At 37.7% G+C, this 26,200-nt stretch carries 37 protein-coding genes; 34 read left to right on the top strand and 3 right to left on the bottom strand.

The window, feature by feature from the left end; translation table 11 throughout:
* The first annotated feature begins 1 nt into the window (after nt 1).
* The 24 genes from rpsQ (at nt 2) to GQO80_RS06015 (ending at nt 15,736) form a co-directional block, all read left to right on the top strand.
* The gene (gene rpsQ, locus GQO80_RS06130; protein ID WP_157207455.1) at nt 2-259 is read left to right on the top strand and encodes a 30S ribosomal protein S17; all 258 of its coding nucleotides are present in this window, start codon (nt 2-4) and stop codon (nt 257-259) included.
* 1 nt (nt 260) lies between these two features.
* Nucleotides 261-629, top strand: a complete 369-nt coding sequence (gene rplN / locus GQO80_RS06125; RefSeq protein WP_132218421.1) for a 50S ribosomal protein L14 — start codon at nt 261-263, stop codon at nt 627-629.
* A 14-nt stretch (nt 630-643) separates the two neighbouring features.
* The gene (rplX, locus tag GQO80_RS06120; protein ID WP_157207454.1) at nt 644-955 is read left to right on the top strand and encodes a 50S ribosomal protein L24; all 312 of its coding nucleotides are present in this window, start codon (nt 644-646) and stop codon (nt 953-955) included.
* A 2-nt stretch (nt 956-957) separates the two neighbouring features.
* Nucleotides 958-1,509 carry a 50S ribosomal protein L5 gene (gene rplE / locus GQO80_RS06115; protein WP_157207453.1) on the top strand — a complete coding sequence of 184 codons (552 nt, stop codon included), beginning with the start codon at nt 958-960 and terminating at the stop codon, nt 1,507-1,509.
* Nucleotides 1,510-1,512: 3 nt separating this feature from the next.
* Complete coding sequence (rpsN, locus tag GQO80_RS06110) at nt 1,513-1,782, top strand: 30S ribosomal protein S14 (protein WP_157207452.1); 270 nt, start codon at nt 1,513-1,515, stop codon at nt 1,780-1,782.
* A gap of 77 nt (nt 1,783-1,859) precedes the next feature.
* Nucleotides 1,860-2,258 carry a 30S ribosomal protein S8 gene (rpsH, locus tag GQO80_RS06105; RefSeq protein ID WP_157207451.1) on the top strand — a complete coding sequence of 133 codons (399 nt, stop codon included), beginning with the start codon at nt 1,860-1,862 and terminating at the stop codon, nt 2,256-2,258.
* Nucleotides 2,259-2,269: 11 nt separating this feature from the next.
* Complete coding sequence (rplF, locus tag GQO80_RS06100; protein WP_157207450.1) at nt 2,270-2,812, top strand: 50S ribosomal protein L6; 543 nt, start codon at nt 2,270-2,272, stop codon at nt 2,810-2,812.
* A gap of 10 nt (nt 2,813-2,822) precedes the next feature.
* Nucleotides 2,823-3,179, top strand: coding sequence for a 50S ribosomal protein L18 (gene rplR / locus GQO80_RS06095; RefSeq protein ID WP_157207449.1), 357 nt, complete (start codon nt 2,823-2,825; stop codon nt 3,177-3,179).
* A gap of 6 nt (nt 3,180-3,185) precedes the next feature.
* Complete coding sequence (gene rpsE, locus GQO80_RS06090; RefSeq protein WP_157207448.1) at nt 3,186-3,710, top strand: 30S ribosomal protein S5; 525 nt, start codon at nt 3,186-3,188, stop codon at nt 3,708-3,710.
* Nucleotides 3,711-3,721: 11 nt separating this feature from the next.
* Nucleotides 3,722-3,904 (top strand): 50S ribosomal protein L30, encoded by a 183-nt coding sequence (gene rpmD / locus GQO80_RS06085; RefSeq protein WP_157207447.1) that lies wholly within the window; start codon nt 3,722-3,724, stop codon nt 3,902-3,904.
* 14 nt (nt 3,905-3,918) lie between these two features.
* Nucleotides 3,919-4,371 carry a 50S ribosomal protein L15 gene (gene rplO, locus GQO80_RS06080; RefSeq protein ID WP_157207446.1) on the top strand — a complete coding sequence of 151 codons (453 nt, stop codon included), beginning with the start codon at nt 3,919-3,921 and terminating at the stop codon, nt 4,369-4,371.
* Between the two features lie 11 nt (nt 4,372-4,382).
* Nucleotides 4,383-5,729 carry a preprotein translocase subunit SecY gene (gene secY / locus GQO80_RS06075; protein WP_157207445.1) on the top strand — a complete coding sequence of 449 codons (1,347 nt, stop codon included), beginning with the start codon at nt 4,383-4,385 and terminating at the stop codon, nt 5,727-5,729.
* Between the two features lie 108 nt (nt 5,730-5,837).
* Nucleotides 5,838-6,053: a translation initiation factor IF-1 gene (gene infA / locus GQO80_RS06070; RefSeq protein ID WP_028289261.1), complete on the top strand. Its 216-nt coding sequence runs from the start codon at nt 5,838-5,840 to the stop codon at nt 6,051-6,053.
* A 57-nt stretch (nt 6,054-6,110) separates the two neighbouring features.
* Nucleotides 6,111-6,227, top strand: a complete 117-nt coding sequence (ykgO, locus tag GQO80_RS06065; RefSeq protein ID WP_074961360.1) for a type B 50S ribosomal protein L36 — start codon at nt 6,111-6,113, stop codon at nt 6,225-6,227.
* Between the two features lie 2 nt (nt 6,228-6,229).
* Nucleotides 6,230-6,604: a 30S ribosomal protein S13 gene (rpsM, locus tag GQO80_RS06060; RefSeq protein ID WP_157207444.1), complete on the top strand. Its 375-nt coding sequence runs from the start codon at nt 6,230-6,232 to the stop codon at nt 6,602-6,604.
* Between the two features lie 101 nt (nt 6,605-6,705).
* The gene (gene rpsK / locus GQO80_RS06055; protein ID WP_157207443.1) at nt 6,706-7,098 is read left to right on the top strand and encodes a 30S ribosomal protein S11; all 393 of its coding nucleotides are present in this window, start codon (nt 6,706-6,708) and stop codon (nt 7,096-7,098) included.
* A gap of 178 nt (nt 7,099-7,276) precedes the next feature.
* Nucleotides 7,277-7,882, top strand: a complete 606-nt coding sequence (rpsD, locus tag GQO80_RS06050; protein WP_157207442.1) for a 30S ribosomal protein S4 — start codon at nt 7,277-7,279, stop codon at nt 7,880-7,882.
* 95 nt (nt 7,883-7,977) lie between these two features.
* On the top strand, nt 7,978-8,970 hold the full coding sequence (locus tag GQO80_RS06045; RefSeq protein WP_157207441.1) for a DNA-directed RNA polymerase subunit alpha: 993 nt from the start codon (nt 7,978-7,980) through the stop codon (nt 8,968-8,970).
* A gap of 128 nt (nt 8,971-9,098) precedes the next feature.
* Nucleotides 9,099-9,608, top strand: coding sequence for a 50S ribosomal protein L17 (gene rplQ / locus GQO80_RS06040; RefSeq protein WP_157207440.1), 510 nt, complete (start codon nt 9,099-9,101; stop codon nt 9,606-9,608).
* Nucleotides 9,609-9,724: 116 nt separating this feature from the next.
* Complete coding sequence (locus GQO80_RS06035; RefSeq protein WP_157207439.1) at nt 9,725-10,387, top strand: hypothetical protein; 663 nt, start codon at nt 9,725-9,727, stop codon at nt 10,385-10,387.
* Between the two features lie 97 nt (nt 10,388-10,484).
* Nucleotides 10,485-11,591, top strand: coding sequence for a glutamine-hydrolyzing carbamoyl-phosphate synthase small subunit (gene carA, locus GQO80_RS06030; protein WP_157207438.1), 1,107 nt, complete (start codon nt 10,485-10,487; stop codon nt 11,589-11,591).
* Nucleotides 11,592-11,994: 403 nt separating this feature from the next.
* On the top strand, nt 11,995-13,287 hold the full coding sequence (gene eno, locus GQO80_RS06025) for a phosphopyruvate hydratase (protein WP_157207437.1): 1,293 nt from the start codon (nt 11,995-11,997) through the stop codon (nt 13,285-13,287).
* 174 nt (nt 13,288-13,461) lie between these two features.
* Nucleotides 13,462-14,748: a citrate synthase gene (locus tag GQO80_RS06020; protein ID WP_157207436.1), complete on the top strand. Its 1,287-nt coding sequence runs from the start codon at nt 13,462-13,464 to the stop codon at nt 14,746-14,748.
* Nucleotides 14,749-14,815: 67 nt separating this feature from the next.
* Nucleotides 14,816-15,736, top strand: a complete 921-nt coding sequence (locus tag GQO80_RS06015; protein WP_157207650.1) for a dimethylarginine dimethylaminohydrolase family protein — start codon at nt 14,816-14,818, stop codon at nt 15,734-15,736.
* Nucleotides 15,737-15,791: 55 nt separating this feature from the next.
* Here the strand turns inward: GQO80_RS06015 and GQO80_RS06010 are convergent, their stop codons facing one another.
* Both GQO80_RS06010 and GQO80_RS06005 read right to left on the bottom strand, forming a co-directional pair.
* Nucleotides 15,792-17,414, bottom strand: a complete 1,623-nt coding sequence (locus GQO80_RS06010; protein ID WP_157207435.1) for a SulP family inorganic anion transporter — start codon at nt 17,412-17,414, stop codon at nt 15,792-15,794.
* Nucleotides 17,415-17,678: 264 nt separating this feature from the next.
* Nucleotides 17,679-18,260, bottom strand: a complete 582-nt coding sequence (locus tag GQO80_RS06005; RefSeq protein ID WP_157207434.1) for an NUDIX hydrolase — start codon at nt 18,258-18,260, stop codon at nt 17,679-17,681.
* Between the two features lie 131 nt (nt 18,261-18,391).
* On the opposite strand from GQO80_RS06005, the gene pyrE reads away from it, so the two are divergent.
* A complete protein-coding gene (gene pyrE / locus GQO80_RS06000) occupies nt 18,392-19,036 on the top strand; it encodes an orotate phosphoribosyltransferase (protein WP_157207433.1) in 645 nt (214 codons plus the stop codon).
* A 79-nt stretch (nt 19,037-19,115) separates the two neighbouring features.
* On the top strand, nt 19,116-19,511 hold the full coding sequence (locus GQO80_RS05995) for an SRPBCC family protein (protein ID WP_157207432.1): 396 nt from the start codon (nt 19,116-19,118) through the stop codon (nt 19,509-19,511).
* 145 nt (nt 19,512-19,656) lie between these two features.
* Here the strand turns inward: GQO80_RS05995 and GQO80_RS05990 are convergent, their stop codons facing one another.
* Nucleotides 19,657-20,388, bottom strand: coding sequence for a biotin--[acetyl-CoA-carboxylase] ligase (locus tag GQO80_RS05990; protein WP_157207431.1), 732 nt, complete (start codon nt 20,386-20,388; stop codon nt 19,657-19,659).
* 94 nt (nt 20,389-20,482) lie between these two features.
* Between GQO80_RS05990 and rsfS the strand changes: the two genes are divergently transcribed.
* The 8 genes from rsfS (at nt 20,483) to GQO80_RS05950 (ending at nt 25,900) form a co-directional block, all read left to right on the top strand.
* A complete protein-coding gene (gene rsfS, locus GQO80_RS05985; RefSeq protein ID WP_157207430.1) occupies nt 20,483-20,854 on the top strand; it encodes a ribosome silencing factor in 372 nt (123 codons plus the stop codon).
* A gap of 6 nt (nt 20,855-20,860) precedes the next feature.
* Complete coding sequence (gene ftsH, locus GQO80_RS05980) at nt 20,861-22,804, top strand: ATP-dependent zinc metalloprotease FtsH (RefSeq protein WP_157207429.1); 1,944 nt, start codon at nt 20,861-20,863, stop codon at nt 22,802-22,804.
* Nucleotides 22,805-22,921: 117 nt separating this feature from the next.
* Nucleotides 22,922-23,530: an LUD domain-containing protein gene (locus GQO80_RS05975; RefSeq protein ID WP_157207428.1), complete on the top strand. Its 609-nt coding sequence runs from the start codon at nt 22,922-22,924 to the stop codon at nt 23,528-23,530.
* Nucleotide 23,531: 1 nt separating this feature from the next.
* Nucleotides 23,532-24,353, top strand: a complete 822-nt coding sequence (locus GQO80_RS05970; RefSeq protein WP_157207427.1) for a phosphatidate cytidylyltransferase — start codon at nt 23,532-23,534, stop codon at nt 24,351-24,353.
* Nucleotides 24,343-24,999 carry a phosphatidylserine decarboxylase family protein gene (locus GQO80_RS05965; protein WP_157207426.1) on the top strand — a complete coding sequence of 219 codons (657 nt, stop codon included), beginning with the start codon at nt 24,343-24,345 and terminating at the stop codon, nt 24,997-24,999. The genes GQO80_RS05970 and GQO80_RS05965 overlap by 11 nt, the downstream gene beginning before the upstream one ends.
* Nucleotides 24,992-25,258 carry an acyl-CoA-binding protein gene (locus GQO80_RS05960; RefSeq protein WP_157207649.1) on the top strand — a complete coding sequence of 89 codons (267 nt, stop codon included), beginning with the start codon at nt 24,992-24,994 and terminating at the stop codon, nt 25,256-25,258. Before GQO80_RS05965 ends, GQO80_RS05960 begins: the two co-directional genes overlap by 8 nt.
* Before the next feature lie 101 nt (nt 25,259-25,359).
* Complete coding sequence (locus GQO80_RS05955; RefSeq protein WP_157207425.1) at nt 25,360-25,608, top strand: type II toxin-antitoxin system ParD family antitoxin; 249 nt, start codon at nt 25,360-25,362, stop codon at nt 25,606-25,608.
* Entirely contained in the window at nt 25,601-25,900 is a 300-nt protein-coding gene (locus tag GQO80_RS05950) for a type II toxin-antitoxin system RelE/ParE family toxin (protein WP_157207424.1), read from the top strand. The genes GQO80_RS05955 and GQO80_RS05950 overlap by 8 nt, the downstream gene beginning before the upstream one ends.
* Nucleotides 25,901-26,200 lie beyond the last annotated feature (300 nt).

The following is a 26,200-nucleotide window of genomic DNA, read 5'->3' as shown; positions in this document are numbered from 1 at the left end:
GATGGAAACAAGAAATTTAAGAAAAGAACGTATAGGCGTGGTTACTAGCAACAAAATGGAGAAATCAATTGTCGTTGCCGAGGTAAAAAAAGTAAAACACCCTATGTATGGAAAGTTCGTGTTAAAAACGAAAAAATACGTTGCACACGACGAAACGAACGATTGTAATATTGGAGATACCGTAAGAATCATGGAAACACGACCTTTAAGTAAATCTAAATGTTGGAGATTAGTTGAAATTATAGAAAGAGCTAAATAATATGTTACAGCAAGAATCAAGATTAAAAGTAGCAGATAACACAGGAGCAAAGGAAGTTTTAACGATCCGTGTTCTTGGTGGTACTAAACGACGATACGCTTCTGTGGGAGACAAAATAGTTGTTTCAATTAAAGACGCCACACCTAATGGAAACATTAAAAAAGGCGCTGTTTCAACTGCAGTGGTTGTTCGTACAACAAAGGAAGTAAGAAGACCAGACGGATCTTATATAAGATTTGACGATAACGCATGCGTCCTTCTAAACGCCCAAGGCGAAATGAGAGGCACCCGCGTATTTGGTCCAGTTGCTAGAGAACTTCGTGATAAACAATTCATGAAAATTGTATCATTAGCACCCGAAGTGCTTTAATACATTAATTTAAGATGACAAAGCTTAAAATAAAAACTGGAGATACCGTAAAAGTAATTGCTGGCGACCATAAAGGTGCCGAAGGCAAAGTACAAAAAGTATTAATAGACAAGAACAAAGCGATTGTAGAAGGTGTAAACTTGGTTAAGAAACACACAAAACCAAGTGCTAAAAACCCTCAAGGCGGAATCGTAGAGAAAGAAGCTGCTATCCATATTTCCAACTTATCATTGTTAACCAAAAAAGGTGAAACAACACGAGTTGGTTATAAAGTTGAAGGCGGAAAAAAAGTGAGATTTTCTAAAAAATCAAATGAAGTAATTTAGTTATGGCATATTCACCGAGACTTAAAGAAGAGTATAAAAGCAGAGTAATTGCAGCTCTTACAGACGAATTTGGATATAAAAACGTCATGCAGGTTCCTAAACTTTTAAAGATAGTAATATCTAAAGGTGTTGGGGCAGCAGTGGCCGACAAAAAGTTAATCGACTACGCCGTAGAAGAAGTAACTACAATATCTGGACAAAAAGCCATTTCAACAATTTCTAAAAAAGACGTTGCATCATTCAAATTGCGTAAAGGCATGCCAATTGGCGTTAAAGTAACCTTACGTGGCGAAAAAATGTACGAGTTTTTAGATCGTTTGGTAACTTCGGCACTTCCACGTGTTAGAGATTTTAACGGTGTTAAAGCAACAGGATTTGACGGGCGCGGTAACTACAATTTAGGCATTACCGAGCAAATCATTTTCCCTGAAATAAATATCGACAAAGTAAACAGAATCTCTGGAATGGACATTACTTTTGTAACGTCTGCTCAAACCGATAAAGAAGCAAAATCATTATTAACCGAATTAGGATTACCTTTTCAAAAGAACTAAGATATGGCTAAAGAATCAATGAAAGCCCGCGAGGTAAAAAGATCTAAAACAGTAGCTAAATATGCCGAAAAACGCAAAGCCTTGAAAGAAGCTGGCGATTACGAAGCATTGCAAAAGTTGCCCAGAAATGCAAATCCTATTCGTCAACATAATAGATGTAAATTAACAGGAAGGCCCAGAGGCTACATGCGAACTTTCGGAATTTCACGTGTAACCTTTAGGGAAATGGCCAATCAAGGCCTTATTCCGGGCGTAACAAAAGCAAGTTGGTAACATTATTTTAATAATCAGGTTTAAGGTTCTACCGATAGCCATCGGGATGAAAACCAAAATCACAAAATCAATTCATTATGTACACAGATCCAATAGCGGATTATTTGACACGGATTAGAAATGCAGTGCGCGCCAACCACCGAGTGGTTGAGATCCCAGCATCTAATCTAAAAAAAGACATCACTAAAATATTATTCGAGCAAGGATATATTTTAAGTTACAAGTTCGATGACTCTTCAGTACAGGGCACCATCAAAATTGCCCTTAAGTACAACAAAGAAACCAAAGAGCCTGTAATTAAAAAGATTGAAAGAATAAGTAAACCAGGTTTACGTAAATACGCAAGTTCAAAAGAACTACCTAGAATCCTTAACGGTCTTGGTATTGCCATCGTTTCAACGTCGCATGGCGTTATGACGGGCAAACAGGCCAAAAGAGACAACGTAGGCGGCGAAATTTTGTGTTACGTTTACTAAAAAGATAAGATATGTCAAGAATAGGTAATAACCCAGTAGTAATTCCACAAGGCGTTACAGTTGATATAAAAGACGGCTTAGTTACGGTAAAAGGAAAATTAGGGGAACTAACCCAAAATTTCGATACCGTAGGTATTAAAGTTGAAGACGGGAATGTTTTAGTAACACGTTCTTCCGATACTAAAGATCAAAAAGCAAAACACGGTTTGTACAGAGCATTGATGCTTAACATGATTCACGGTGTTTCAAAAGGATGGACCAAAGAACTGGAACTGGTAGGTGTAGGATATAGAGCTACCAACCAAGGACAAAAACTGGAATTAGCTTTAGGGTTCTCCCATGCTATCGTTATGAACTTAGCTCCAGAAGTTAAAGTTGAAACAGTTTCAGAAAAAGGAAAAAACCCAATCATTAAACTAACATCACACGATAAACAATTGGTAGGTCAAGTAGCTGCAAAAATTCGTGGATTTAGAAGTCCAGAACCTTACAAAGGTAAAGGCGTTAAGTTTGTTGGTGAGGTATTAAGAAGAAAAGCAGGTAAATCAGCTTAATAAGTAAGTTATGGCATTAACAAAATACGAAAGAAGAATAAGAATTAAAAGCAGAATTCGTAAGATCGTTTCTGGTACAGAAGCTAGACCTAGATTATCTGTTTTTAGAAGTAATAAAGAAATTTATGCTCAAATTGTAGATGACGTAACTGGTAACACTATCAGTGCAGCCTCTTCAAGAGATAAAGATATTAGTTCTGCAAAAGCAACTAAAGTTGAAGTAGCAAAATTAGTAGGTAAAGCACTTGCTGAAAAAGCTTTAAAAGCAGGTATCGATACCATCGCTTTCGACAGGGGTGGGTATTTATACCATGGTAGAGTAAAATCATTGGCCGAAGGAGCTAGAGAAGCAGGACTTAAATTCTAAGAAATTATGTATCGTAAATATAAAAGCGCAGAATTAGTAAAACCAGGTGGATTAGATCTTAAAGATCGTTTGGTTGGTGTACAAAGGGTTACAAAAGTAACAAAGGGTGGTAGAGCATTTGGCTTTTCGGCAATCGTAGTGGTTGGTGATGAAGCTGGTGTGGTAGGCCAAGGCTTAGGAAAATCAAAAGATGTAGCGAGTGCGATTGCAAAAGCGGTTGAAGATGCTAAGAAAAACCTTGTTAGAATACCCATTTTAAAAGGAACTTTACCACACGAACAAAAAGGTAAATACGGCGGAGCCCGTGTAAACATAATACCTGCCGCACCAGGTACCGGGGTTATTGCAGGTGGTGCTGTTAGAACAGTGCTTGAGGCAGTTGGTGTGCACGATGTGTTATCAAAATCGCAAGGGTCATCAAACCCTCACAACGTAGTAAAAGCAACGTTCGATGCTTTATTGCAATTAAGAGACGCGAACGCCATTGCTAGAGATAGAGGTATTTCACTTGAACAGGTTTTTAAAGCTTAAAACAGACAGAGATGGCAAAAATAAAAGTAACAAAAGTTAAAAGCGCAATCAATTGTCCGCTTCGACAAAAAAGAGTCTTAGAATCTTTAGGTCTTAGAAAAATTGGTCAAGTAAAAGAGCACGAAGCTACACCAAGCGTACTTGGTATGGTAAGTAAAGTAAATCACTTAGTTTCTGTTGAGGAAATTAAATAATAATATACTGAAAAATGGATTTAAGTAATTTAAAACCTGCAGAAGGTTCAGTTAAAAACCAAGGAAAAAGAGTAGGTCGTGGACAAGGTTCCGGCAAAGGCGGTACTGCTGCCCGTGGCCATAAAGGTGCCAAGTCGCGTTCAGGTTATTCTAAGAAAATAGGTTTTGAAGGTGGACAAATGCCACTTCAAAGACGCGTTCCTAAATTTGGTTTTACAAACGTTAACCGTGTAGAGTACCAAGGTGTAAATTTGGATACCTTGCAGCAATTGGTTGATGATAAAAAAGCAACCGATACGGTTGATTTCGAAACCTTGTTCTCTAACCGTTTGGCTGGAAAGAACGACCTAATAAAAATATTGGGAAGAGGCGAACTAAAAGCAAAATTAAAAGTAACAGCGCACAAATTTACTGCTTCAGCAAAAGCTGCAATTGAAGCTGCTGGAGGTGAGGCCGTAACGTTATAAGACCATCTTGTATGAAATTTATTGAATCGTTAAAGAATGTCTGGAAAATTGAAGAGCTAAGAAACAGGATTATTGTAACTTTAAGCTTACTGTTAGTGTATCGTTTTGGTGCTCAGGTTGTAATACCGGGTATTGATGCCGCACAATTAGAAGGTTTAAAAAACAGTACCGATTCTGGTTTGCTTGGGTTATTAAATGCTTTTACTGGAGGTGCTTTTGCTAAAGCATCTGTATTTGCATTGGGTATCATGCCTTACATTTCTGCTTCAATTGTAGTGCAGTTAATGGGAATCGCTATCCCTTATTTGCAAAAATTACAAAAAGAAGGCGCGAGTGGTCAAAAGAAAATCAACCAAATCACGCGTTGGCTTACCATAGCTATCTGTTTGTTACAAGCACCTAGTTATTTGGCAAGTTTGCCTATGTTGGGTATTCCATCAAGCGCGTTTTTATTGGGCACAGGGCCTTTGTTTTATTTTTCGTCTGTAACTATTTTAGTAACCGGCTGTATTTTCGCCATGTGGTTAGGCGAAAAAATTACCGATAAAGGTATTGGAAACGGTATTTCCTTATTGATTATGGTTGGCATTATTGCCCGACTTCCGGCATCGTTTATACAAAATGCGGCTACAAGACTAGAAGGTAATAACGTCATGTTGATTCTTTTTGAACTATTACTGTGGTTCGCCATCATATTAGCATGTATCATGCTTGTTATGGCGGTTCGGAAAATTGCAGTTCAGTACGCAAGAAGAACGGCTAGCGGCAGTTACGAAAAAAACGTAATGGCAGGATCCAGACAGTACATTCCATTAAAATTGAATGCTTCCGGCGTTATGCCCATTATATTTGCTCAAGCCATTATGTTTGTGCCAGGTTTAATTGGCAGGTCTGCTTTCCTAAAGGAAACAGCTTTCGGAACTTGGCTTCAAACAAATTATGCCGATATTTTTGGTTTGGCCTACAACATCACATTCGCCTTGTTAATTATAGTATTTACCTATTTTTATACCGCGATTACGGTGCCCACCAATAAAATGGCCGACGATCTAAAACGTAGCGGTGGCTTTATTCCAGGTATTCGACCAGGTTCTGAAACCTCAGAATATTTAGATAAAATTATGTCGCAAATAACCTTGCCAGGTTCTATATTTTTAGCATTTATTGCGGTATTCCCAGCGCTAATTGTTAAAATTATGGGCGTACAACAAGGTTGGGCGTTGTTTTTTGGAGGCACTTCATTGATCATTTTAGTAGGTGTTGCCATAGATACCATGCAACAAGTAAACTCCTATTTGTTGAATAGGCACTATGATGGCTTGATGAAAACAGGTAAGAATAGAAAAGCAATAGCTTAAAGGAGAATGGAAGTTAGAAGTTAAAAGTTAGAAGGTGTATTTTTAGAACAATATAATTTTCAATAGAACGATACCAAACAACCAATAACCACTAACAATAACAAAAAAATGGCAAAACAAGCAGCAATAGAACAAGACGGAACCATTATTGAGGCATTATCAAATGCCATGTTTCGTGTTGAATTAGAAAATGGTCACATTGTGACGGCGCATATTTCTGGTAAAATGCGAATGCATTACATTAAATTATTGCCAGGAGACAAAGTAAAATTGGAAATGAGTCCTTACGATTTATCAAAGGCTCGAATAACATACAGATATTAATTAGGCAATAGGCATTAGGCACAAAACCTAAGGCATAATGCGTTAAGCAGTTAAAAAATGAAAGTAAGAGCATCAGTAAAAAAAAGAAGCGCAGATTGTATTATCGTGCGTAGAAAAGGCAGACTTTACGTTATAAACAAAAAGAATCCTAGATTTAAACAAAGACAAGGGTAATTATGGCAAGAATTGCAGGTGTAGACATACCAAAAAACAAAAGAGGTGTTATCGCTTTAACTTATATCTACGGAATAGGTAAAAGCAGAGCCAAGGAAATATTAGCGGAAGCTAATGTTGATGAAAGTATTAAAGTTCAAGATTGGAACGACGACCAAATTGCTGGTATTCGTGAAGCCGTTGGAACTTTTAAAATCGAAGGTGAATTACGTTCGGAAACCCAATTGAACATCAAGCGTTTGATGGACATTGGCTGTTACAGAGGGATTCGCCACAGATCGGGGCTTCCTTTAAGAGGGCAACGTACCAAAAACAACTCTAGAACTAGAAAAGGTAGAAGAAAAACGGTTGCTAACAAGAAAAAAGCAACGAAATAATAATTAGTCTTTAGTAATTAGACGTTGGAAGGAATCTGTTTGAAATTATAAAAGGTTTAGGATTCTAGCGACTATCAACTAACAACTGAAAACTAGAAACAATGGCAAAAACAAATACAAAGAGCACTAAAAAACGTAAAGTTATAGTTGACTCAGTAGGAGAGGCACACGTAAACGCTTCTTTCAACAACATCATCATCGCCTTAACCAACAAAAAAGGCGATGTTATATCCTGGTCATCAGCAGGTAAAATGGGCTTTAGGGGTTCTAAAAAGAACACCCCTTACGCTGCACAATTAGCTGCCGAAGATGCTTCAGCAGTAGCTTTGGAAGCTGGCCTAAAGAAAGTAAAAGTGTACGTTAAAGGCCCAGGCAACGGTAGGGAATCTGCTATCCGTTCCATTCACAACGCAGGAATTGAAGTAACAGAAATCATCGATGTTACGCCACTTCCTCACAATGGATGTCGCCCTCCAAAACGTAGAAGAGTATAAATTTTCACACATTTCAAGAAAATTAATATCAGTTGTTCTAAACAGTTGATATTAATTTTTTTATGTGTAAATTTGCAAACTGAAAAAAATAATTAACAAGTATCAACTAGAGATTACCGATTATCGAAGGATAAGATTAAGACCTTAATTCATAATCGCTCTAAAAAAACAATTTAAAATGGCAAGATATACTGGTCCTAAAACGAAAATAGCCCGAAAATTCGGTGAAGCTATTTATGGTGAGGATAAATCTTTTGAAAAAAGAAACTACCCTCCAGGTCAACACGGAAATGCAAGAAAACGTGGAAAAAAATCGGAGTATGCAATCCAATTGCAAGAAAAGCAAAAAGCAAAATATACTTACGGTATATTAGAGCGCCAATTCCGCAACATCTTTGAAAGCGCAAGAGCAGCACAAGGTATTACCGGTGAAGTGTTATTGCAACTTTGCGAGTCCAGATTAGATAACGTGGTTTACAGAATGGGTATTGCCCCTTCAAGAAACGGCGCAAGACAATTGGTTTCCCATAGGCACATTACTGTAAATGGAGAATTGGTAAACATCCCTTCATACCAATTAAAAGCAGGCGATGTTGTAGCTGTAAGAGAGAAATCGAAATCAATTGAGGCTATCAACAGGTCGTTGTCCAATTCAAGTCAAGTTTACGAATGGATCACTTGGAATGATGCTACAAAACAAGGAACGTATGTGTCTGTTCCTGCAAGAATCCAGATTCCAGAAAACATTAACGAGCAATTCATCGTCGAATTATACTCTAAATAATAAATTAATCATATTGGTATTTGGCCAAAGGGTTTATTCGTCTTCTTCAAACTTTTAAACCGCGCAACCAAATAACAATCAAAACGAAGAAAAACATGGCAGTATTTAATTTTCAGAAGCCCGATAAGGTAATCATGATTGATTCAACCGATTTTGAAGGCAAATTCGAATTTCGACCTTTAGAACCCGGTTATGGATTAACAGTAGGCAACGCATTGAGAAGAGTTTTGCTTTCTTCTTTGGAAGGATTCGCCATTACATCGGTTAGAATAGAAGGTGTAGATCATGAGTTCTCGGCAATTGCAGGCGTGGTTGAAGATGTGACCGAAATCATATTAAACTTAAAACAAGTACGTTTTAAAAGACAGATAGAAGATATCGATAACGAATCCATTTCAATTTCAATATCGGGTCAAGATCAAATTACAGCGGGCGATTTCCAAAAATTCATCTCAGGATTCCAAGTGTTGAATACAGAATTAGTAATCTGTAACTTAGACCCCAAAGTGAATTTCAATATGGAAATAACTATTGAGAAAGGCCGGGGGTATGTGCCTGCGGAAGAAAACAAAAAGGCGGCTGCACCCATAGGCACCATCTTTACCGATTCTATCTATACGCCAATAAAAAACGTAAAATACAGTATTGAGAACTACCGTGTTGAACAAAAAACCGATTATGAAAAATTGGTTTTTGAAATCATCACCGATGGTTCCATTACACCGCAAGATGCTTTAACCGAAGCAGCTAAAACCTTAATTCACCACTTCATGTTATTCTCGGATGAGCGTATCACCTTAGAAGCCGATGAAATTGCGCAAACCGAGACTTACGATGAAGAATCGCTTCACATGCGCCAATTGCTTAAAACCAAGTTAATCGACATGGATTTATCGGTACGTGCGCTTAACTGTTTAAAAGCTGCTGAAGTGGACACTTTAGGCGATTTAGTATCGTTCAATAAAAACGATTTAATGAAATTCAGGAACTTTGGTAAAAAGTCGTTAACGGAGCTAGAAGAACTAGTAAACGTTAAAGGCTTAAACTTCGGAATGGACTTAAGCAAATATAAATTAGATAAAGACTAGAGAATTAGCGATTGTTGATTAACGATTGAAGATTTTAGGGTTTTTTACAAAAAAAATAATTATTAACGACTCATAATTTGCTCTCCAAAAAGGATATGGTAGCAAGATGATGTCAAATCAAAAATGTCATGAGACACGGAAAAAAAATAAATCACTTAAGCAGGCAAACTGCTCACAGAAAATCAATGTTAGCTAATATGGCCTGTTCTTTAATTGAGCATAAGCGTATTAACACAACAGTTGCCAAAGCAAAAGCTTTAAAACAATTTGTTGAACCCATGATTACCAAGTCGAAAGAAGACACGACACACAACAGACGTCTAGTTATGGCCAAGTTAAGACAGAAAGATGCTGTGGCAGAATTGTTTAGAGATGTGGCTGCCAAAGTGGGCGATCGTCCAGGGGGCTACACAAGAATCATTAAACTTGGAAACCGTTTAGGTGATAATGCCGATATGGCCATGATAGAACTTGTTGATTACAACGAGATTTATAATGCAGGTAAACCAGAGAAGAAAACAACAAGACGAAGCAGAAGAGGTGGTTCTAAATCGGCTGATGCTGCTGCCACTGTTGCAGGGGCCACGGCCGCCGCTACCACTGTTGAGCCAAAAGCAACCAAAGACGAAGAAGAATAAATGTATATAAAGGCATAAACAAAAAAGGTCAACTGATACTTCAGTTGACCTTTTTTGTTTATATTAATACTCAATTAATTTTAAAATGCAGAAACTGTTTTAAAAACCAATTCAAAATGAATCATATTTATTTATTATTAAGCGCTATTTTTTTTAACTTAACACTTTATGCACAAACTTTTGTTAATTATGGTGCGCTTGGACCTGGTGGAGGTGGCGGAACGGTAAAAGCTTATATAAAACCAGGTGAAAGTTCTACGACCAGCAATCCATACCTTTTTAAAGCTTGGAACAATAATTCTATGATGACCACTCAAGACGGAAAAACGTTACTTGTTCCTAACATAAATTTTGATGTTGAAAATTCTATGTTTGTTGCTAAAATTTCAACCGACTCCGTTTTTTCGTTTTACAATATCGATAAGGTAGATGTTAATAATCAATCATTTAAAAGATATGATGGTAAATTTTATCAAGTACTATATGAAAATAAAAATAGTGTTGTTATGTTGAAAGATTTTAGCCTAGTTGAAAAGAAAGCCGTAATTCATGCTACAACAAATACCATTTTAAAACCTTCTGAGTTTAAAATAATAAGTAAATACTTTGTCATTTTATTTGATAATGCACTACAAGAAATTAAATTGAATAAAAAGAACATTCTCAGCGTCCTTCATAAAAATGAAGAAAGTATTATGGATTTCGTGAAGAAGAAAAGATTATCTTTTAGTAAAGAAGAAGACGTTATAGATATAATTCATTTCTATGCAACATTATAACAACAGATTTTGATAAACTATTTTAGTTTATCCTTTTTTTTTAGCATTTTTGCAAAACCTTTTTTTCCGCGTAGGCGGAAATCTCATAAAAATCAGAATGAAATATCAAAAAAGACAAAAAGCCATCATTCTTTTAGCCGATGGTACCATTTTTTATGGAAAAGCAGTAGGAAATAAACAGGGAACCGCATTTGGTGAAGTATGTTTCAACACAGGCATGACGGGGTACCAAGAGATATTTACCGATCCATCGTATTACGGACAACTCATGGTGGCAACCAATGCCCACATTGGTAATTATGGCGTAAATGCAGACGAAGTAGAATCGGATTCCATTAAAATAGCAGGATTGATATGTAAAAATTTTAGTTACGTGTACTCCAGAGTTGATGCGGAAGGTTCGTTGGAAAGCTTTTTAGACAAAAACAACCTGCTGGCCATTTCTGATGTGGATACGCGCGCCTTGGTAAGCTATATTAGGGATAATGGAGCCATGAACGCTGTAATCTCAACGGATGTTGATAATATTGAAGGTTTGAAAAAGCAACTTCTGGAAGTGCCCGATATGGATGGTTTGGAGTTGGCATCGCAAGTTTCAACAAAGGAGCCTTATTTTGTTGGCAATGAGAACGCTACCTATAAGATTTCAGTTTTGGATTTGGGCATAAAAAAGAACATCCTTCGCAACTTAGCAAAAAGAGATGCTTACATAAAGGTATTTCCATATAACGCAACTTTTGAAGATTTAGAGGCCTTTAAGCCCGATGGCTACTTTTTATCGAATGGCCCTGGCGACCCAGAGCCGTTGGTTGAAGCGCAGGCTTTGGCAAAAGAAATTATAAAACGCGATTTGCCACTATTTGGTATTTGCTTGGGGCACCAAGTAATTGCTTTGGCAAATGGGGTTTCAACCTACAAGATGCACAATGGCCACCGTGGCATCAACCATCCTGTAAAGAACTTAATGACAGGTAAGGGCGAGATAACCTCACAAAACCATGGTTTTGCCGTAAATAGGGAAGAAGCAGAGGCACACCCAGATTTAAAGGTTACGCACGTACACCTAAACGACCATACGGTAGCGGGATTGGCCATGAAAAACAAAAACTGTTTTTCGGTGCAGTACCACCCTGAGGCAAGTCCGGGGCCGCACGATGCTTCGTATCTGTTCGATCAGTTTATTGAGAACATAAAGAAAAATTAGTGAAATGAGACCTCATGGTTTTGATGCCTATCGAAACCATGGGGGTCTTAATATAACAGGCCTTTTAAAAAAAACTAAAAACCGGGGATAGCGGCTATTTTATAGCTGTTTGCTTGCGTTAGGGATAGAAGCGGCATCCTTTTTAAAACATGGCAACAATGTGTTTTGGAAAACTGGAAATTGATAAAATGGTTTGCACTTCGTGCTTGAAAAAACGTTTTAAAAAAATATAGCGGATAGCCCGACCCTTGTGGTAACGCCCAAAAAGCTTTCTTTCTTTTTAGGTGAAATGTTACTAAAACGTTGTAGCGCAGTTTTTGAATATTTCTTTGTGATTAGCTACGAAAAGATAAGATTTAAGCGTAAATTTGAACTATAAAAAAAGTAAAAAAAATAACCAATTATGAGTGCTATAATTAATATACATGCTAGACAAATTCTAGATTCGAGAGGCAACCCAACGGTTGAAGTGGATGTGATTACAGAAAACAGTGTTTTAGGGCGTGCTGCCGTACCATCGGGAGCATCGACAGGCGAGCACGAAGCTGTTGAATTACGCGATGGCGGAAAAGCCTATATGGGCAAAGGCGTTTTAAAAGCGGTTGATAACGTGAATGCTGTTATTGCTCCCGAATTATTGGGTGTGTCGGTTTTTGAGCAAAATTTAATCGACCAGATCATGATTGATTTGGATGGGACCAAAAACAAATCGAAATTAGGGGCCAACGCCATTTTAGGGGTTTCTTTGGCAGTAGCAAAAGCTGCGGCAAACGAACTGAATATGCCATTGTACCGGTACGTTGGCGGTGTGTCGGCCAACACGCTTCCTGTGCCCATGATGAACATCATCAATGGCGGGTCGCATAGTGATGCGCCCATTGCTTTCCAAGAGTTTATGATCATGCCCGTAAAAGCCAAAAACTTTACCCACGCCATGCAAATGGGCACCGAGATTTTCCATAATCTTAAAAAAGTGTTGCACGATAGAAACCTCTCAACCGCAGTAGGCGATGAGGGTGGTTTTGCGCCAAACTTAGCTGGAGGAACCGAAGATGCCATCGATTCTATTAAAAAGGCGGTTGAAAACGCTGGTTATAAATTTGGTGAAGAAGTGATGATTGCCTTGGATTGTGCGTCGGCAGAATTTTATGAAAACGGAAAATACGATTATACTAAATTTGAAGGCGAAAAAGGTAAAGTAAGAACATCGGCTGAACAAGCGGACTATTTGGCGGAACTGGTTGCTAAATACCCTATCATTTCTATTGAAGATGGCATGGATGAAAACGACTGGGAAGGTTGGAAGCTTTTAACCGAAAAAATTGGTGATAAAGTACAACTGGTTGGAGATGATTTGTTTGTAACCAACGTAGAGCGTTTGGCAACAGGTATCGAGAAAGGCATTGCCAACTCCATCCTTATCAAAGTAAACCAAATTGGGTCGTTAACCGAAACCATTGCTGCAGTGAATATGGCAAAAAACGCAGGTTATACCTCTGTAATGTCGCACCGTTCGGGTGAAACCGAAGATAACACCATTGCCGATTTGGCTGTAGCTTTAAACTGTGGACAGATTAAAACAGGTTCAGCATCACGTAGCGACCGTATGGCAAAATACAACCAATTGCTCCGAATTGAGGAAGAATTGGGTGAAGTGGCTTATTTTCCACAAGAAAAAGCCTTCAAAGTGAAATAGTAAAAAATTAAATTTTTAAAAAAAGTGGTTATTATTTTAATAATCGCTTTTTTTTTTGCAACGATTTTAGATAATTCGTTAATTGATGAAATCTTTATTTTCAAGACTTCAATTAATAATGAGATATTTCGTAAATTAGCAATTCAATTGAAGACTAAAAAATCACTCAAACTTATGGCGAATACAGCTACCATTGAAGTTAATGGAAAAAAAATAGAACTTCCGGTTATAGAAGGAACAGAAAATGAATTAGCGATTGATATTTCTGATTTTAGGGATAAATCAGATGGTGTTATTACAATTGATCCCGGATATAAAAATACGGGCTCTTGCGAAAGTGCTATTACATTTCTTGATGGTGAAAAAGGCATATTAAGGTACCGAGGGTATTCTATTGAAGAGTTGGCCGAAAAAGCAGATTTTCTTGAGGTAGCCTATCTATTGATTTTTGGGGAATTGCCAACCAAAGCTCAAAACGATAAATTCCATGATGATATTAAGGCACAATCCATAGTTGATGAAGATGTTAAAAAAATTGTAGATGCCTTTCCAAGGTCGGCACATCCTATGGGCGTTATATCCTCATTAACCAGTGCGCTAACGGCCTTTAACCCGTCTTCTGTAAACGTGAATTCAGAAGAGGATATGTACCGTTCAGTCGTAAAAATTATGGGTAAATTTCCTGTTTTGGTTGCCTGGACTTACCGAAAAAGGCTCGGGTTGCCATTAGATTATGGAGATAATAGCTTGGGTTACGTTGAAAACATATTAAAAATGATGTTTAGGCAACCTAACGCTTGTTATTTGCAAAACCAAATTCTGGTGGATGCACTCGATAAGCTATTGATTTTACATGCCGACCACGAGCAAAACTGTTCCACATCAACCGTTAGGATTGTAGGCTCATCACACGCTGGATTATTTGCATCGCTATCGGCGGGTATTTCTGCGCTCTGGGGGCCACTTCATGGTGGTGCAAACCAAGCGGTTTTGGAAATGCTGGAAGCTATTAAGGCCGATGGGGGCGATACAAAAAAATACATGGCAAAAGCCAAAGACAAACAAGATCCGTTCCGTTTAATGGGCTTTGGCCACCGTGTTTATAAAAACTTCGACCCACGCGCTAAAATCATTAAAAAAGCGGCCGATGAGGTTTTGACCAGTTTGGGCGTGCAAGACCCCATTTTGGATATTGCCAAAGGACTTGAAAAAGAAGCTTTGGAAGATCAATACTTTGTTGATAGGAAATTATATCCCAATGTCGATTTCTATTCAGGAATTATTTACAGAGGTATGGGCATACCAACCGATATGTTTACCGTTATGTTCGCCTTAGGGCGCTTGCCAGGATGGATAGCACAATGGCGCGAAATGCGTTTGCGTAAAGAGCCCATTGGCAGACCTAGACAAATTTATACCGGTGCAACACTTAGGCCATTTATACCTTTAGAAAACAGATAAACGTTTTATATGTTAAATTTTAGAAGCTTCATAACTAAACCTTATGAAGCTTTTTTATATTTACAGGATGTTACATCTTCATATAGAAAACGAAACGTCAAGGTTAAGGGCTGTAATTTTAGGAACAGCCGAAAGTAGCGGGCCAACACCACGCATACAGGATTGTTACGACCCTAAAAGTATGGAACATGTGTTGGCAGGAACCTACCCAAAAGAAGCCGATTTGGTACGCGAAATGGATGCCGTTGCGGCCGTTTTTAATAAGTATAACGTGCAGGTTTTTAGGCCACAAGTGATAGAAAATTGCAATCAAATTTTTTCGCGCGATATAGCGTTTGTTATTGAAGACAAACTAATTAGGGCCAATATTTTACCAAATCGTGAAAGCGAAGTGGAGGCGATACGCTACGTCTGGAATCAAGTGGATAGAGATAAGCGCATCATATTGCCCCCAGAATGTCATGTGGAAGGTGGCGACGTGATGCCTTGGAACAACCATGTGTTTATGGGCACCTATTCCGGTGAAGATTACCCACAGCTTATTACGGCACGCACCAATAGGGATGCCGTAATTGCCATTCAAGAACTGTTTCCGCATAAAACCGTTAAATCCTTCGAACTTCGTAAATCGAATACCAATGCCAAAGAGAACGCCCTGCATTTAGATTGTTGCTTTCAACCGTTGGGTAAAGGAAAGGCCATTATCCATAAAAATGGGTTTTTAATTGAACGCGAATACCAGTGGTTGGTTGATTTCTTCGGAAAGGAACATGTTTTTGAAATCTCAAAAGAGGAAATGTACAATATGAACAGTAATATTTTCTCTATTTCTGAAGATGTGGTTATTTCAGAAAAAAGTTTCACTAGGTTAAACACCTGGTTGCGAAAACACGGTTTTATAGTTGAAGAAGTACCTTATGCCGAAATAAGCAAACAAGGCGGTTTGTTGCGCTGTACTACCATGCCCTTAATTCGGGATGGATCTTAATTGATGTTTCAACCGAAAACGTGTTGATTCCAGTAATCCAGTTAAAATTGCAGAACTAAAATCGATATTCCGACAAACCTTTGGTAAACGCTTCGGGGTTTTCGGCCAAATGATAGCGCGGGTCGTCAATAGCTTCCACAATAACTTCTCTAAATTTTGCGTTCGATTTATAGAGCAACTCCTTGCAATCTTCACTTAAATGCTTCAGTTTGATTGTTTTTCCTTCAGCTTCATATTTATTCACCAAGTTGAAAATAGCTTCTATGGCAGAATGATCGCTGATGCGCGATTCTACAAAATCAATTTCAATCTTGTCGGGGTCATTTTTAACATCAAATTTGTCATTAAACGCTATGATTGAACCAAAAAACAAGGGGCCCCAAATTTCATAAACCTTGGTGCCATCAGCTTTCATACGCTTGCGTGCACGAATTCGTTTGGCATTTTCCCAAGAAAACACCAAGGCACTCATTATCACGCCTGCAACAACGGCAATAGCTAAATCGAAAATTATGGTTAATGTAGAAACGGCCACCAAAACAACCACATCGCTTAAGGGAATTTTATTTAAAATCCTGAAACTGCTCCAAGCAAAGGTGCCAATTACCACCATAAACATAACGCCTACTAAAGCTGCAATGGGGATTCTTTCAATAAATGAGGAGGCGAAAACAATAAATATGAGTAACAAAACGGCGGCAGTAATGCCCGACAAACGTGTGCGTCCACCCGATTTTATATTGATGAGCGATTGGCCAATCATGGCACAGCCCCCCATGCCCCCAAAAAGTCCGGTAACAATATTGGCCCCACCTTGCGCTAAACATTCGCGGTTGGTATTGCCTCTGGTTTCGGTTAATTCATCAACCAAGTTTAAGGTCATTAACGATTCTATCAAGCCAATGGCCGCTAGAATTAGGGCATAAGGGCCAATAAACTTGAGCGTTTCCCAAGTAAATGGCACCTTACTAAATAATGCCGTTTGAAATTGTGGCAAGCCGCCTTTAAGGCCGTCGCCCCCACCATCACGAATAAAACTACCAACGGTGGCAACTTCTAAATTTCCAAAAATTGCTATGGCCGAAACCGCCAAAATAGCGATTAAAGCTTCAGGTAGTTTTTTGGTAAGTTTAGGCAAGCCAAACATAATGGCCATGGTTAAGGCAACCAACCCCATCATGGTAAACAATTGTGTGCCTTGCATCCAGTTAAGTTCCCCGTTTTCATGGGTTTTAAACATGTTTAATTGTGACAGAAATATTACAATTGCTAGCCCATTCACAAAACCCATCATCACAGGATGCGGTATCAGTCGCACAAATTTCCCAAGCTTCAATACCCCGGCCGACATTTGTATAAAACCCATTAAAATAACGGTAGCAAATAAATAATACAACCCTAAATTATCGCCTTCGGCACCAAAAGTATTGCCTTCAGCAACCAAACTTACCATAACCACGGCCAAAGCACCGGTTGCACCACTTATCATGCCAGGGCGACCACCAAAAATAGCGGTAATTATGCCAACCATAAAAGCAGCATATAAGCCCACTAATGGGTCCACGCCGGCAACAAAAGCAAAAGCGACGGCTTCTGGCACTAAAGCAAGGGCTACCGTAGCACCACTTAAAATATCGTTTTTGGCGTTAACGGTACGTTTTCGTATAAATTCGGTCATTGCATTTTTTTTGGAGGTGCAAATTTACGTTTAATATGCAGAGTGCCAACCTATAATCGAATTTTAAGGCTTTTTGTGTACGAAAACGTTTGATTTTAATTGTAAATTGATTCTATCAGAAGTATGTTGAACGGAGCTTTAAAAATAAAAAAGCGCTATTTTTTTAATTACATCAAACCAATTTTTTATGGTATTAATTTTCTGATAACGATTAATTTATATTGATTTTCAGAATTTTAACTATTAGGAAGATAACTTAAATGATTAAATGAGCAATTTTATGTTGGCATACGAATTTTCGAGTGCTTCCTGGGTTTTTATTTCGTTTAGCCATTCAACCTTGGTGATGCCTTCATCTTCTTGGGCATATAAATTACCCGTAAAAGTGGTTTTCATTTCAAACCAATAAGTAATTTTTAGTTTGTGGTTGCCATTGCGCTTAAAAATGTGGTAAGTAGTTTCTAAAGGCTTCGTTATTTCCAGACCAGAAACGCCGGTTTCTTCCATAACTTCGCGTAGAGCCGTTTTTTCAATAGTTTCATTGCCTTCAATTTTTCCTTTGGGCAAATCCCATTTGTCGTTTCGGTAAATAAACAGAATGTCGTTTTCAGCATTAAAAACTTTACCGCCCGCCGCAACAACGTTAGGTAGTTTTTTCAAGAACTTTTTAAGGAGTTTCTCATCGTTTTTGTGGATAAGCCTAACTTCTTGCAACTTTGTTGTGTTAAGTTCTTTAATCACTTTGCCAATATTAACGGTATCTAGCAAATAATTTTTAAAGTTTGTTTCCTGTTCAACTCTTGTTGTTAATATGATAGGTTTGTCGCCAACAAAAACTTTATACATTCCTTAATTAAATTATTACAATTTTGGTAAAAATATCATTTTTAGTTGCAAACTTTACAATGTTGAAAAATATTTTTTTAATAAATGCACACCTGTTATGTAAAACTAAATTTATGTTTAATTTTGTGGCTATGATTTTTAATAAAGACATCGCTAAAAAAACTGCTGAGGTTTTATTGCAAATAAATGCTATAAAACTAAGCCCAAAGGAGCCATTTACTTGGGCTTCTGGATGGAAATCGCCCATTTATTGCGATAACCGTATTGTATTGTCGTTTCCGCCCATTAGGAATTACATTCGTGAAACCATGGCCAAACAGATTGAAAAGCAATATGGCAAGCCCGATGTAATTGCGGGTGTCGCAACGGGCGCTATTGGTATTGGTATGTTGGTTGCCGAATATATGGGCTTACCTTTTATATATGTAAGGCCCGATGCAAAAGCCCATGGTAGAAAAAACCAAATTGAAGGTTTTATAGAACACGGTCAAAATGTGGTAGTGGTTGAAGACTTGATAAGTACTGGCGGCAGCAGTTTAAACGCCGTAAAAGCCCTAAAAGAAGCACGCGTAAACGTAAAAGGCATGATTGCCATCTTTACCTATGGCTTTGATGTTTCAATAGAAAATTTTAAAAAAGAAGGCATTACTTTACAAACTTTGAGCGATTATAACAGTTTGCTGGAACAGGCCCTGAAAACCAATTATATTACCGATAAAGAGCTGAAGACCTTATTGGAATGGAATACGAACCCGAGCCAATGGAACGCAATTTGAAAAGTTTGTTGTGAGTTGTTTAGTCGTTTAGCCGACTATCGATTTGACAACAAATGCATGAACAACAAAACAACATACTATGAATTTAGAATCACCTAAAATAAATGTTGAAAAATCACCCGAAGCTGTATTTGATTTTTTGGCAAACGTAAAAAACTTTGAAAGTTTAATGCCCGAGAACATTAGTAAATTTGAAGTTTTAAGCGACGATACTTTTTTATTCGCATTAAAAGGGATGCCAGAAATAATCCTTAAAAAGAAAGAAGTAGTGCCGCCCAACAAAATTGTGCTGGGTGCCGCAGGCGGAAAAATCGACTTTTCGCTTACTGGCAACATTGTTCAAAAAGATGAACATTCCAGCGAAGTGCAATTGCAGTTTTCTGGCGACTTCAACCCCATGATGGCCATGATGATTAAAGGTCCCATAAGCAAATTTATCGAAACGCTCGCTACAAGTATCCCAAAGGCTATTTAGGAACAAATAAACTAAAACTCGGTTTTACCTGGTTTCGCCCGATTTTTTAAATTTAAAATTTTATTAGTAGAAATAATTCAGCAATATTTTACGAAACTTCCGTGAAAATGCGTGTAATCGGTGTGGAAAAAGAGATGGTATTCGATTAATACAAAAGCGTAATCGTTTTAAAGTCGAATTCCTTTATTACCGCGTCTTCAACCAATACCTGAAGGCTTCCGGTTTCGGAAACATTCTTTATAAAACCAGAAAACACCGTGCCTTCAGCATCCTTAAATGTTGAAGGTTTGTTTTTTCTGAATAGGTACGACTCATACTCCGTTTTCAACATACTGAAATGTTCACCTTCCAAAACATCGAAATAAACCTTTAAATTTTTGATGATTTGTTTCGCTACTTCATCCAAATCAAAAATATTTCCAGTTACGAGCCTTAAAGATGATGCCTGTGGTAAATTTTTAAAATCGGTTTGGTTCACATTCAGGCCAATGCCTATAAAGGATTCTGAAAACTTGTTTTGTTTCAGGACATTTTCTATTAAGATGCCACATAGTTTTTTGTTTTCTGACAAAATGTCGTTAGGCCATTTGATGCTCAATTTAGGGATAGAAAAAAATTGTAAGCTTTTTAAAACTGCCAACGAAACAACAATGCTAATGTAAAAAGGATGCTGTAAATGGTAAGCTGAAACATTCTTAAACACGCTGAACGTTAGGTTTTTAGATGTTTGCGAGCTCCAAACCGTACCCATTTGGCCCCTGCCTTGCGTTTGCTTTTTTGCCATTACGGCCGTGTAATCGGTCACCAAATTACTCGCACAAAGTTTTCTTAGGTAGCTATTGGTAGAATCGATGGCATTAAGTTTGATTATACGCATTAAATGGTTATTATTGGCTTTGGAAATCTTATGATTATTTTAAAGTATAAAGAACTAAAAAAATAATAACTTTGCAAAAAATTAAAAAAAATTAATGGCGAAAGAAAATATAAACGCAGACCAATTAATATCTGTTATAATTAGTGGGATAGAAGACGTAAAAGGAAAAGAAATTAATATTCTGGATTTAAGGGAGATTGAAAATACGGTTTGCGATTATTTTATAATTTGCGAAGGCGCTTCAAACACGCAGGTTAACGCTATTGTTAATTCCATCCAGAAAAAAGTTAGCAAAGAACTTAAAGACCATCCGTGGCACACCGAAGGGATGGACAATGCCGAATGGGTACTTGTAGATTATGTAAATGTGGTTGTTCATGTATTTCAAAAGCACATCAGGCACTATTACGATATTGAAAGTCTTTGGGGCGATGCAAAAACAACAGTTATAGAAACGAGTTACTAAAAAGCAATGGCAAACGACAAGAAAAATATAAACGACAACAAGCCAAAATTCAGTCCTTACTGGATTTATGGTATTATGATAGCCTTATTTCTGGGTTTTCAATTATTTAACAACGGCACATCACAAGATGCAAGTGCCACAACACCCTCCGATTTCTTTAAGTTTCTTGAAGCGGGCGATGTTGAAAAGGTTGACATTATAAAAAACACACGGGTAGCCAAAGTATATTTAACTGCCGAGGCAGAAGCTAAGGATATTCATAAAAAATCGAAGCCAACCTCGTTTCTGCCCTCGACAACAAAAATGCCAAATTATCAATTTGAATTTGGCGATCTTCAAAACTTTGAAAACCAAGTAAATGAAATCACGAAGGATTTACCCAAGAAACCTGTTGTGAAATTTGATACCGAAACCGATAATTGGGGCAGTTTGTTAATGGGCTTGTTGCCATTTATTTTACTTATTGGTGTTTGGATTTATATTATGCGCCGTATGGCGGGTGGTGCCGGAGGTGGTGCTGGAGGCCAAATTTTTAACATAGGAAAATCGAAAGCAAAACTTTTCGACCAAAATACCGAAGTAAAAACAACTTTTAAGGATGTTGCAGGTTTAGAAGGTGCCAAAGAAGAAGTTCAGGAAATAGTTGATTTTCTTAAATTTCCTGAAAAATATACCAAACTTGGTGGGAAAATCCCAAAAGGGGCATTGCTTGTAGGGCCTCCGGGAACGGGCAAAACCTTATTGGCCAGAGCGGTTGCAGGTGAAGCAAAAGTGCCTTTTTTCTCGTTATCGGGCTCCGATTTCGTAGAAATGTTTGTTGGCGTGGGAGCATCGCGCGTTCGCGATTTGTTTAAACAGGCCAAAGAAAAATCGCCTTCCATTATTTTTATTGATGAAATTGATGCCATTGGTCGTGCCAGAGGTAAAAACGCCATGTCTGGAAGTAATGATGAGCGTGAAAACACCCTAAACCAATTATTGACGGAAATGGATGGTTTTGGCACCAATACAAACGTTATTGTGCTTGCCGCCACCAATAGAGCCGATATTTTAGATACTGCTTTAATGCGTGCCGGACGTTTTGATAGACAAATATTTGTCGATTTGCCCGATGTGCGCGAACGAAAAGAGATTTTTGAAGTGCATTTAAGGCCCTTAAAAAAAGATGAGGATTTAGATCTTGATTTTCTTTCAAAGCAAACGCCGGGGTTTTCTGGTGCCGACATCGCAAACGTATGTAACGAAGCAGCACTTATTGCGGCCAGACAAGGAAAAGAATCGGTTGATAAACAGGATTTTCTTGATGCGGTAGATAGGATTATTGGCGGCCTAGAAAAGAAAAATAAAATTGTAACACCTAGTGAAAAAAGAGCCGTTGCCTTTCACGAAGCGGGTCATGCCGTAGTAAGTTGGATGCTGGAACATGCGGCTCCCCTCGTTAAGGTTACCATCGTGCCCCGTGGCCGTTCGTTGGGCGCTGCATGGTATTTGCCTGAAGAGCGCTTAATTGTGCACCCTGAGCAAATGTTGGACGAAATGTGCGCTGCTTTAGGCGGGCGGGCTGCCGAAAAGGTTATTTTCAATAAAATTTCTACCGGAGCTTTGAGCGATTTGGAAAAAGTAACAAAACAGGCAAGAGCCATGGTTACCATTTACGGATTGAGCGAAAAAGTTGGTAATTTAACCTATTACGATTCATCCGGACAAAACGAATATGGCTTTACAAAACCATACAGCGAACAAACGGCAGAATTGATTGATAAGGAAATTTCAGATATAATAGAAACACAATACAAACGGGCCATAGCGCTTTTAGAAGAACACAAAGATAAACTTACGGAGTTGGCAGAGGTACTTCTTGAAAAGGAAGTGATTTTTAAAGACAACCTGGAATTAATATTTGGGAAGCGCGCTTTTGAAAAAGAAGTGACCGAAACGCCAGAAAGCTAAGTTTTTCATATATTTTGTTAAGCTTCAAGTAAAAATCTTAAATTAGCCGCATGGTTAATTTAAGATTTTTTATATTTGATAATCTTAAAAAGAATGACATTAATAGCAGCTTACTAAATGAGCCTTTTTAGAAAAATTTTTGGTTTAAAGCCCGATCAATCTACCGAAGAAATAAAATCTGGTGATAGAGGAAAGTACATGCCCGAAATAAAACTACCCATTGACGAAAAGTTTACCATAAACTTTAAGGCGAACGGGGGAAAATTTTTGTACTGTGAAAATTTGAACGAGATCTACCAAACCTTGCAGCACATTATTGATGAAAATAATTGGCAACACGAAGAGGCGTTGATTTATGACGATAACCTAAAGGATAAATTTAAAAGTGCCCAATTAAAGCCAACAAAAAATTCTGGCGACGCAACGTTTTTCTTAACAACCTGCGAGAATTTAATAGCCAACGATGGGTCGTTGCTCATTTCATCCAAGCAAATTTTTGAAAAAAAACTACCCGAACTCCCCATAAATTTTATAGTTTTTGCAACTACCAGCCAAATTGTTGAAACTATTGGCGAGGGTTTAAGGGGTATCAAATCTAAAAACCGACAAAAAATCCCAACAAATATTACTACCATAAAACACTTTAAGTCGGGCGACGAAAAAGATTTTTTAAGTTATGGCAGTAGCGCCAAAAATCTTTACCTACTTCTTTTAGAAGATTTGTAGCATGAAGGAAATGCTTGTTCGATCCCTTTCTGGCTTACTTTATGTAATGCTTTTAATTTTGTGCGTATATTTTGAATACCTGCTTATTGGCCTTTTTTTTGTGTTTGGTATGGTTTGTTTGGCCGAATTTAAAAAGCTCATCCAATTAAGAAGCAATGTGCCTTATCTCATTTTTATAGTGCTTTATGGTGTTTTTGGATATTGGCAGCTTATTTTGGATTCTGATAGAAGCATTGATAAAGCCACACAAATATTGATGGTGCTTACCATATTTGTTAAACTGTTCTTGATTAAAGATTTGTTTTCAGAAAAAACCATTCCGCTTTTTGGCACAAAACGATTTTTATTGACCACTTTTTATATTTCCACAGCATTTATTTTCTTAATTCTTATAGCCGATTATCACGATGATTATAATCCGAACATTCTTTTGGGGGCATTTATTTTGGTTTGGGTAAACGATTCATTTGCCTATTTAATTGGTAAAAATTTTGGAAAACAGAAATTATTTGAGAAAATTTCACCAAAAAAAACAGTAGAAGGCTTTCTGGGTGGTTTGTTTTTTTCGTGTATTGCAAGTTATTTTATTGCTACCTTTACGCACACGTTGGGCTTTACGGCTTGGTTGATTTTAAGCATTATAGTAAGCGTTTTTGGCACGTTGGGCGATTTGGTGGAATCCAAGTTTAAAAGGCAGGCCAATGTAAAGGATAGCGGTGTTATCATGCCCGGGCACGGGGGGTTGCTAGATCGGTTGGATAGTGTTATTTTTGCAGCACCTTTTATCTATTTATTTTTAAGAATTTTGAATTATGTTTCATAAAGAAGGTCGTATAATCATATTGGTAACATTTCTTGTTGTTATAGGTTGCTCGTTGTTGGCCGATACCTTTATTCCCATTGGATGGCTTCGTACCTTTGTACTGCTCGTTTTGCTGTTGTTTTTAACACTTATTCTTCAATTTTTCAGAAATCCAAAACGCAAAACAATTGTAAACGATGGCCATGTTGTTTCGCCCGTAGATGGTAAAGTTGTGGTAATTGAAGAAGTTTTTGAAAAGGAGTTTTTTAATGAAAAGCGTTTGCAGGTTAGCGTGTTTATGTCGCCAATAAATGTGCACGTAACGCGTTATCCAATAAGTGGAACGGTAATATTTAGCAAATACCACCCCGGAAAATATTTGGTTGCATGGCATCCAAAAGCAAGTGAGGAAAATGAGCGAACTACGGTGGTTGTTGAGAACAAAACCTTTGGAAAAGTACTTTATAGACAAATTGCCGGTGCGCTCGCAAAGCGCATCGTGAACTATGCCCAAATTAACGATCGGGTGCTTCAAGGTGCCGATTCTGGGTTTATAAAATTTGGTTCGAGAGTTGATTTATTTCTACCTTTAAACTCAAAAATAAATGTAACACTTAACCAAAAAGTTCGTGGAGGTGAAACTATTATTGCAGAGTTACATGACTGATGAAGAATTAGAAATAGAGTTCCAAGAAACCGTGAATCGCGTTAACGCTTACACCGAGCCATTTCCCGCCGATGTGCTCTTAAATTTGTATGCCTATTACAAAAAGGCCACCAATAATTACAGTCGCCCCGGAAGCAAAAAAGCCATCATCAATGCCTTTAAAACCAATGCGCTGTTTCAGGTAAAGGATATTTCGCAAAATGAAGCAAAGCGATTGTATATTGATTTGGTAAATAAATACTTCTTGTACGGAAGATAAAAGGTTTGTTGGTTATGTTTCTTAGTCATGCGTAATTTGCTAAAATCGAGCAAAATCTGTATTTTTTACCAAATTTTGGTATCTTTGAAAAAAGTTTACAAATGAAAAATACATCAATATCACTCGGGGATTATTTCGACCAATTCGTGCAAACACAAGTTTCAGCTGGACGATATAAAAACGTTAGCGAAGTAATAAGGGCAGGACTTCGATTGTTGGAAGATGAAGAAAGTAAAATTGTTGCTTTAAGAGAAGCCATTAGAAAAGGAAAAGAAAGCGGAATAGTAGAAGATTTTGACCCAGTCCAAAACCTAAAAAATCTCAAAGCCAAACACGGAGTTGATGCTTAAGTATCGATTGACACGTTTATCTAATCGAGATTTAAATGAAATTTGGGAATTCACATTTCATAAATGGTCGATAAAACAAGCCGACAAGTATTATGACCTATTGATTGAAACCTTTAATCAAATTACGCTTGACCCAAATTGCGGTAAGAATTACGATGGAGTAGAACCAAAACTACGTGGATTTAAAACAGGAAAACATATTGTGTTTTATGAACTTATAGATGACAACACAATTGAAATCAGTAGAATTTTACATCAAAGTATGGATGTAAAAAAGAGGCTTAAAAAATAAAATCGACACGCTTTAATGTCCGTAAGTAATTGCCTGTTCTTGCCTACTTCTGAAAATCTGCGAGGATTTTCAGTTTTGTGCATACTAGCAAAGTTAAGCTCTAAACCACGCAACTGACAATTATACGAAAACGCTATGCACTTTAATCGCAAGATTTCCAGTTTGTGCATTGCATTAATGGTGGTAAGGCAATAAGGCGTTTGCGCTAAATAACGTATTTACGAAATGGCGGTATGCCATTTCATTGCCTTTCAACCCTGATGCTGTTGGGGTAATGGGTTTTAAATCCGGGGTTTGGTT

This window comes from Mariniflexile maritimum, from assembly GCF_009746565.1.
GTDB lineage: Bacteria > Bacteroidota > Bacteroidia > Flavobacteriales > Flavobacteriaceae > Mariniflexile > Mariniflexile maritimum.
This window is presented reverse-complemented; position numbering and strand designations above follow the sequence as displayed.

Excerpts from the sequence above, each read along its gene's own strand:
- rpsQ (WP_157207455.1), top strand. The coding sequence starts at position 2 with ATGGAAACAAGAAATTTAAGAAAAGAACGTATAGGCGTGGTTACTAGC.
- rplN (WP_132218421.1), top strand. The coding sequence starts at position 261 with ATGTTACAGCAAGAATCAAGATTAAAAGTAGCAGATAACACAGGAGCA.
- rplX (WP_157207454.1), top strand. The coding sequence starts at position 644 with ATGACAAAGCTTAAAATAAAAACTGGAGATACCGTAAAAGTAATTGCT.
- rplE (WP_157207453.1), top strand. The coding sequence starts at position 958 with ATGGCATATTCACCGAGACTTAAAGAAGAGTATAAAAGCAGAGTAATT.
- rpsN (WP_157207452.1), top strand. The coding sequence starts at position 1,513 with ATGGCTAAAGAATCAATGAAAGCCCGCGAGGTAAAAAGATCTAAAACA.
- rpsH (WP_157207451.1), top strand. The coding sequence starts at position 1,860 with ATGTACACAGATCCAATAGCGGATTATTTGACACGGATTAGAAATGCA.
- rplF (WP_157207450.1), top strand. The coding sequence starts at position 2,270 with ATGTCAAGAATAGGTAATAACCCAGTAGTAATTCCACAAGGCGTTACA.
- rplR (WP_157207449.1), top strand. The coding sequence starts at position 2,823 with ATGGCATTAACAAAATACGAAAGAAGAATAAGAATTAAAAGCAGAATT.
- rpsE (WP_157207448.1), top strand. The coding sequence starts at position 3,186 with ATGTATCGTAAATATAAAAGCGCAGAATTAGTAAAACCAGGTGGATTA.
- rpmD (WP_157207447.1), top strand. The coding sequence starts at position 3,722 with ATGGCAAAAATAAAAGTAACAAAAGTTAAAAGCGCAATCAATTGTCCG.
- rplO (WP_157207446.1), top strand. The coding sequence starts at position 3,919 with ATGGATTTAAGTAATTTAAAACCTGCAGAAGGTTCAGTTAAAAACCAA.
- secY (WP_157207445.1), top strand. The coding sequence starts at position 4,383 with ATGAAATTTATTGAATCGTTAAAGAATGTCTGGAAAATTGAAGAGCTA.
- infA (WP_028289261.1), top strand. The coding sequence starts at position 5,838 with ATGGCAAAACAAGCAGCAATAGAACAAGACGGAACCATTATTGAGGCA.
- ykgO (WP_074961360.1), top strand. The coding sequence starts at position 6,111 with ATGAAAGTAAGAGCATCAGTAAAAAAAAGAAGCGCAGATTGTATTATC.
- rpsM (WP_157207444.1), top strand. The coding sequence starts at position 6,230 with ATGGCAAGAATTGCAGGTGTAGACATACCAAAAAACAAAAGAGGTGTT.
- rpsK (WP_157207443.1), top strand. The coding sequence starts at position 6,706 with ATGGCAAAAACAAATACAAAGAGCACTAAAAAACGTAAAGTTATAGTT.
- rpsD (WP_157207442.1), top strand. The coding sequence starts at position 7,277 with ATGGCAAGATATACTGGTCCTAAAACGAAAATAGCCCGAAAATTCGGT.
- GQO80_RS06045 (WP_157207441.1), top strand. The coding sequence starts at position 7,978 with ATGGCAGTATTTAATTTTCAGAAGCCCGATAAGGTAATCATGATTGAT.
- rplQ (WP_157207440.1), top strand. The coding sequence starts at position 9,099 with ATGAGACACGGAAAAAAAATAAATCACTTAAGCAGGCAAACTGCTCAC.
- GQO80_RS06035 (WP_157207439.1), top strand. The coding sequence starts at position 9,725 with ATGAATCATATTTATTTATTATTAAGCGCTATTTTTTTTAACTTAACA.
- carA (WP_157207438.1), top strand. The coding sequence starts at position 10,485 with ATGAAATATCAAAAAAGACAAAAAGCCATCATTCTTTTAGCCGATGGT.
- eno (WP_157207437.1), top strand. The coding sequence starts at position 11,995 with ATGAGTGCTATAATTAATATACATGCTAGACAAATTCTAGATTCGAGA.
- GQO80_RS06020 (WP_157207436.1), top strand. The coding sequence starts at position 13,462 with ATGGCGAATACAGCTACCATTGAAGTTAATGGAAAAAAAATAGAACTT.
- GQO80_RS06015 (WP_157207650.1), top strand. The coding sequence starts at position 14,816 with ATGTTACATCTTCATATAGAAAACGAAACGTCAAGGTTAAGGGCTGTA.
- GQO80_RS06010 (WP_157207435.1), bottom strand. The coding sequence starts at position 17,414 with ATGACCGAATTTATACGAAAACGTACCGTTAACGCCAAAAACGATATT.
- GQO80_RS06005 (WP_157207434.1), bottom strand. The coding sequence starts at position 18,260 with ATGTATAAAGTTTTTGTTGGCGACAAACCTATCATATTAACAACAAGA.
- pyrE (WP_157207433.1), top strand. The coding sequence starts at position 18,392 with ATGATTTTTAATAAAGACATCGCTAAAAAAACTGCTGAGGTTTTATTG.
- GQO80_RS05995 (WP_157207432.1), top strand. The coding sequence starts at position 19,116 with ATGAATTTAGAATCACCTAAAATAAATGTTGAAAAATCACCCGAAGCT.
- GQO80_RS05990 (WP_157207431.1), bottom strand. The coding sequence starts at position 20,388 with ATGCGTATAATCAAACTTAATGCCATCGATTCTACCAATAGCTACCTA.
- rsfS (WP_157207430.1), top strand. The coding sequence starts at position 20,483 with ATGGCGAAAGAAAATATAAACGCAGACCAATTAATATCTGTTATAATT.
- ftsH (WP_157207429.1), top strand. The coding sequence starts at position 20,861 with ATGGCAAACGACAAGAAAAATATAAACGACAACAAGCCAAAATTCAGT.
- GQO80_RS05975 (WP_157207428.1), top strand. The coding sequence starts at position 22,922 with ATGAGCCTTTTTAGAAAAATTTTTGGTTTAAAGCCCGATCAATCTACC.
- GQO80_RS05970 (WP_157207427.1), top strand. The coding sequence starts at position 23,532 with ATGAAGGAAATGCTTGTTCGATCCCTTTCTGGCTTACTTTATGTAATG.
- GQO80_RS05965 (WP_157207426.1), top strand. The coding sequence starts at position 24,343 with ATGTTTCATAAAGAAGGTCGTATAATCATATTGGTAACATTTCTTGTT.
- GQO80_RS05960 (WP_157207649.1), top strand. The coding sequence starts at position 24,992 with ATGACTGATGAAGAATTAGAAATAGAGTTCCAAGAAACCGTGAATCGC.
- GQO80_RS05955 (WP_157207425.1), top strand. The coding sequence starts at position 25,360 with ATGAAAAATACATCAATATCACTCGGGGATTATTTCGACCAATTCGTG.
- GQO80_RS05950 (WP_157207424.1), top strand. The coding sequence starts at position 25,601 with ATGCTTAAGTATCGATTGACACGTTTATCTAATCGAGATTTAAATGAA.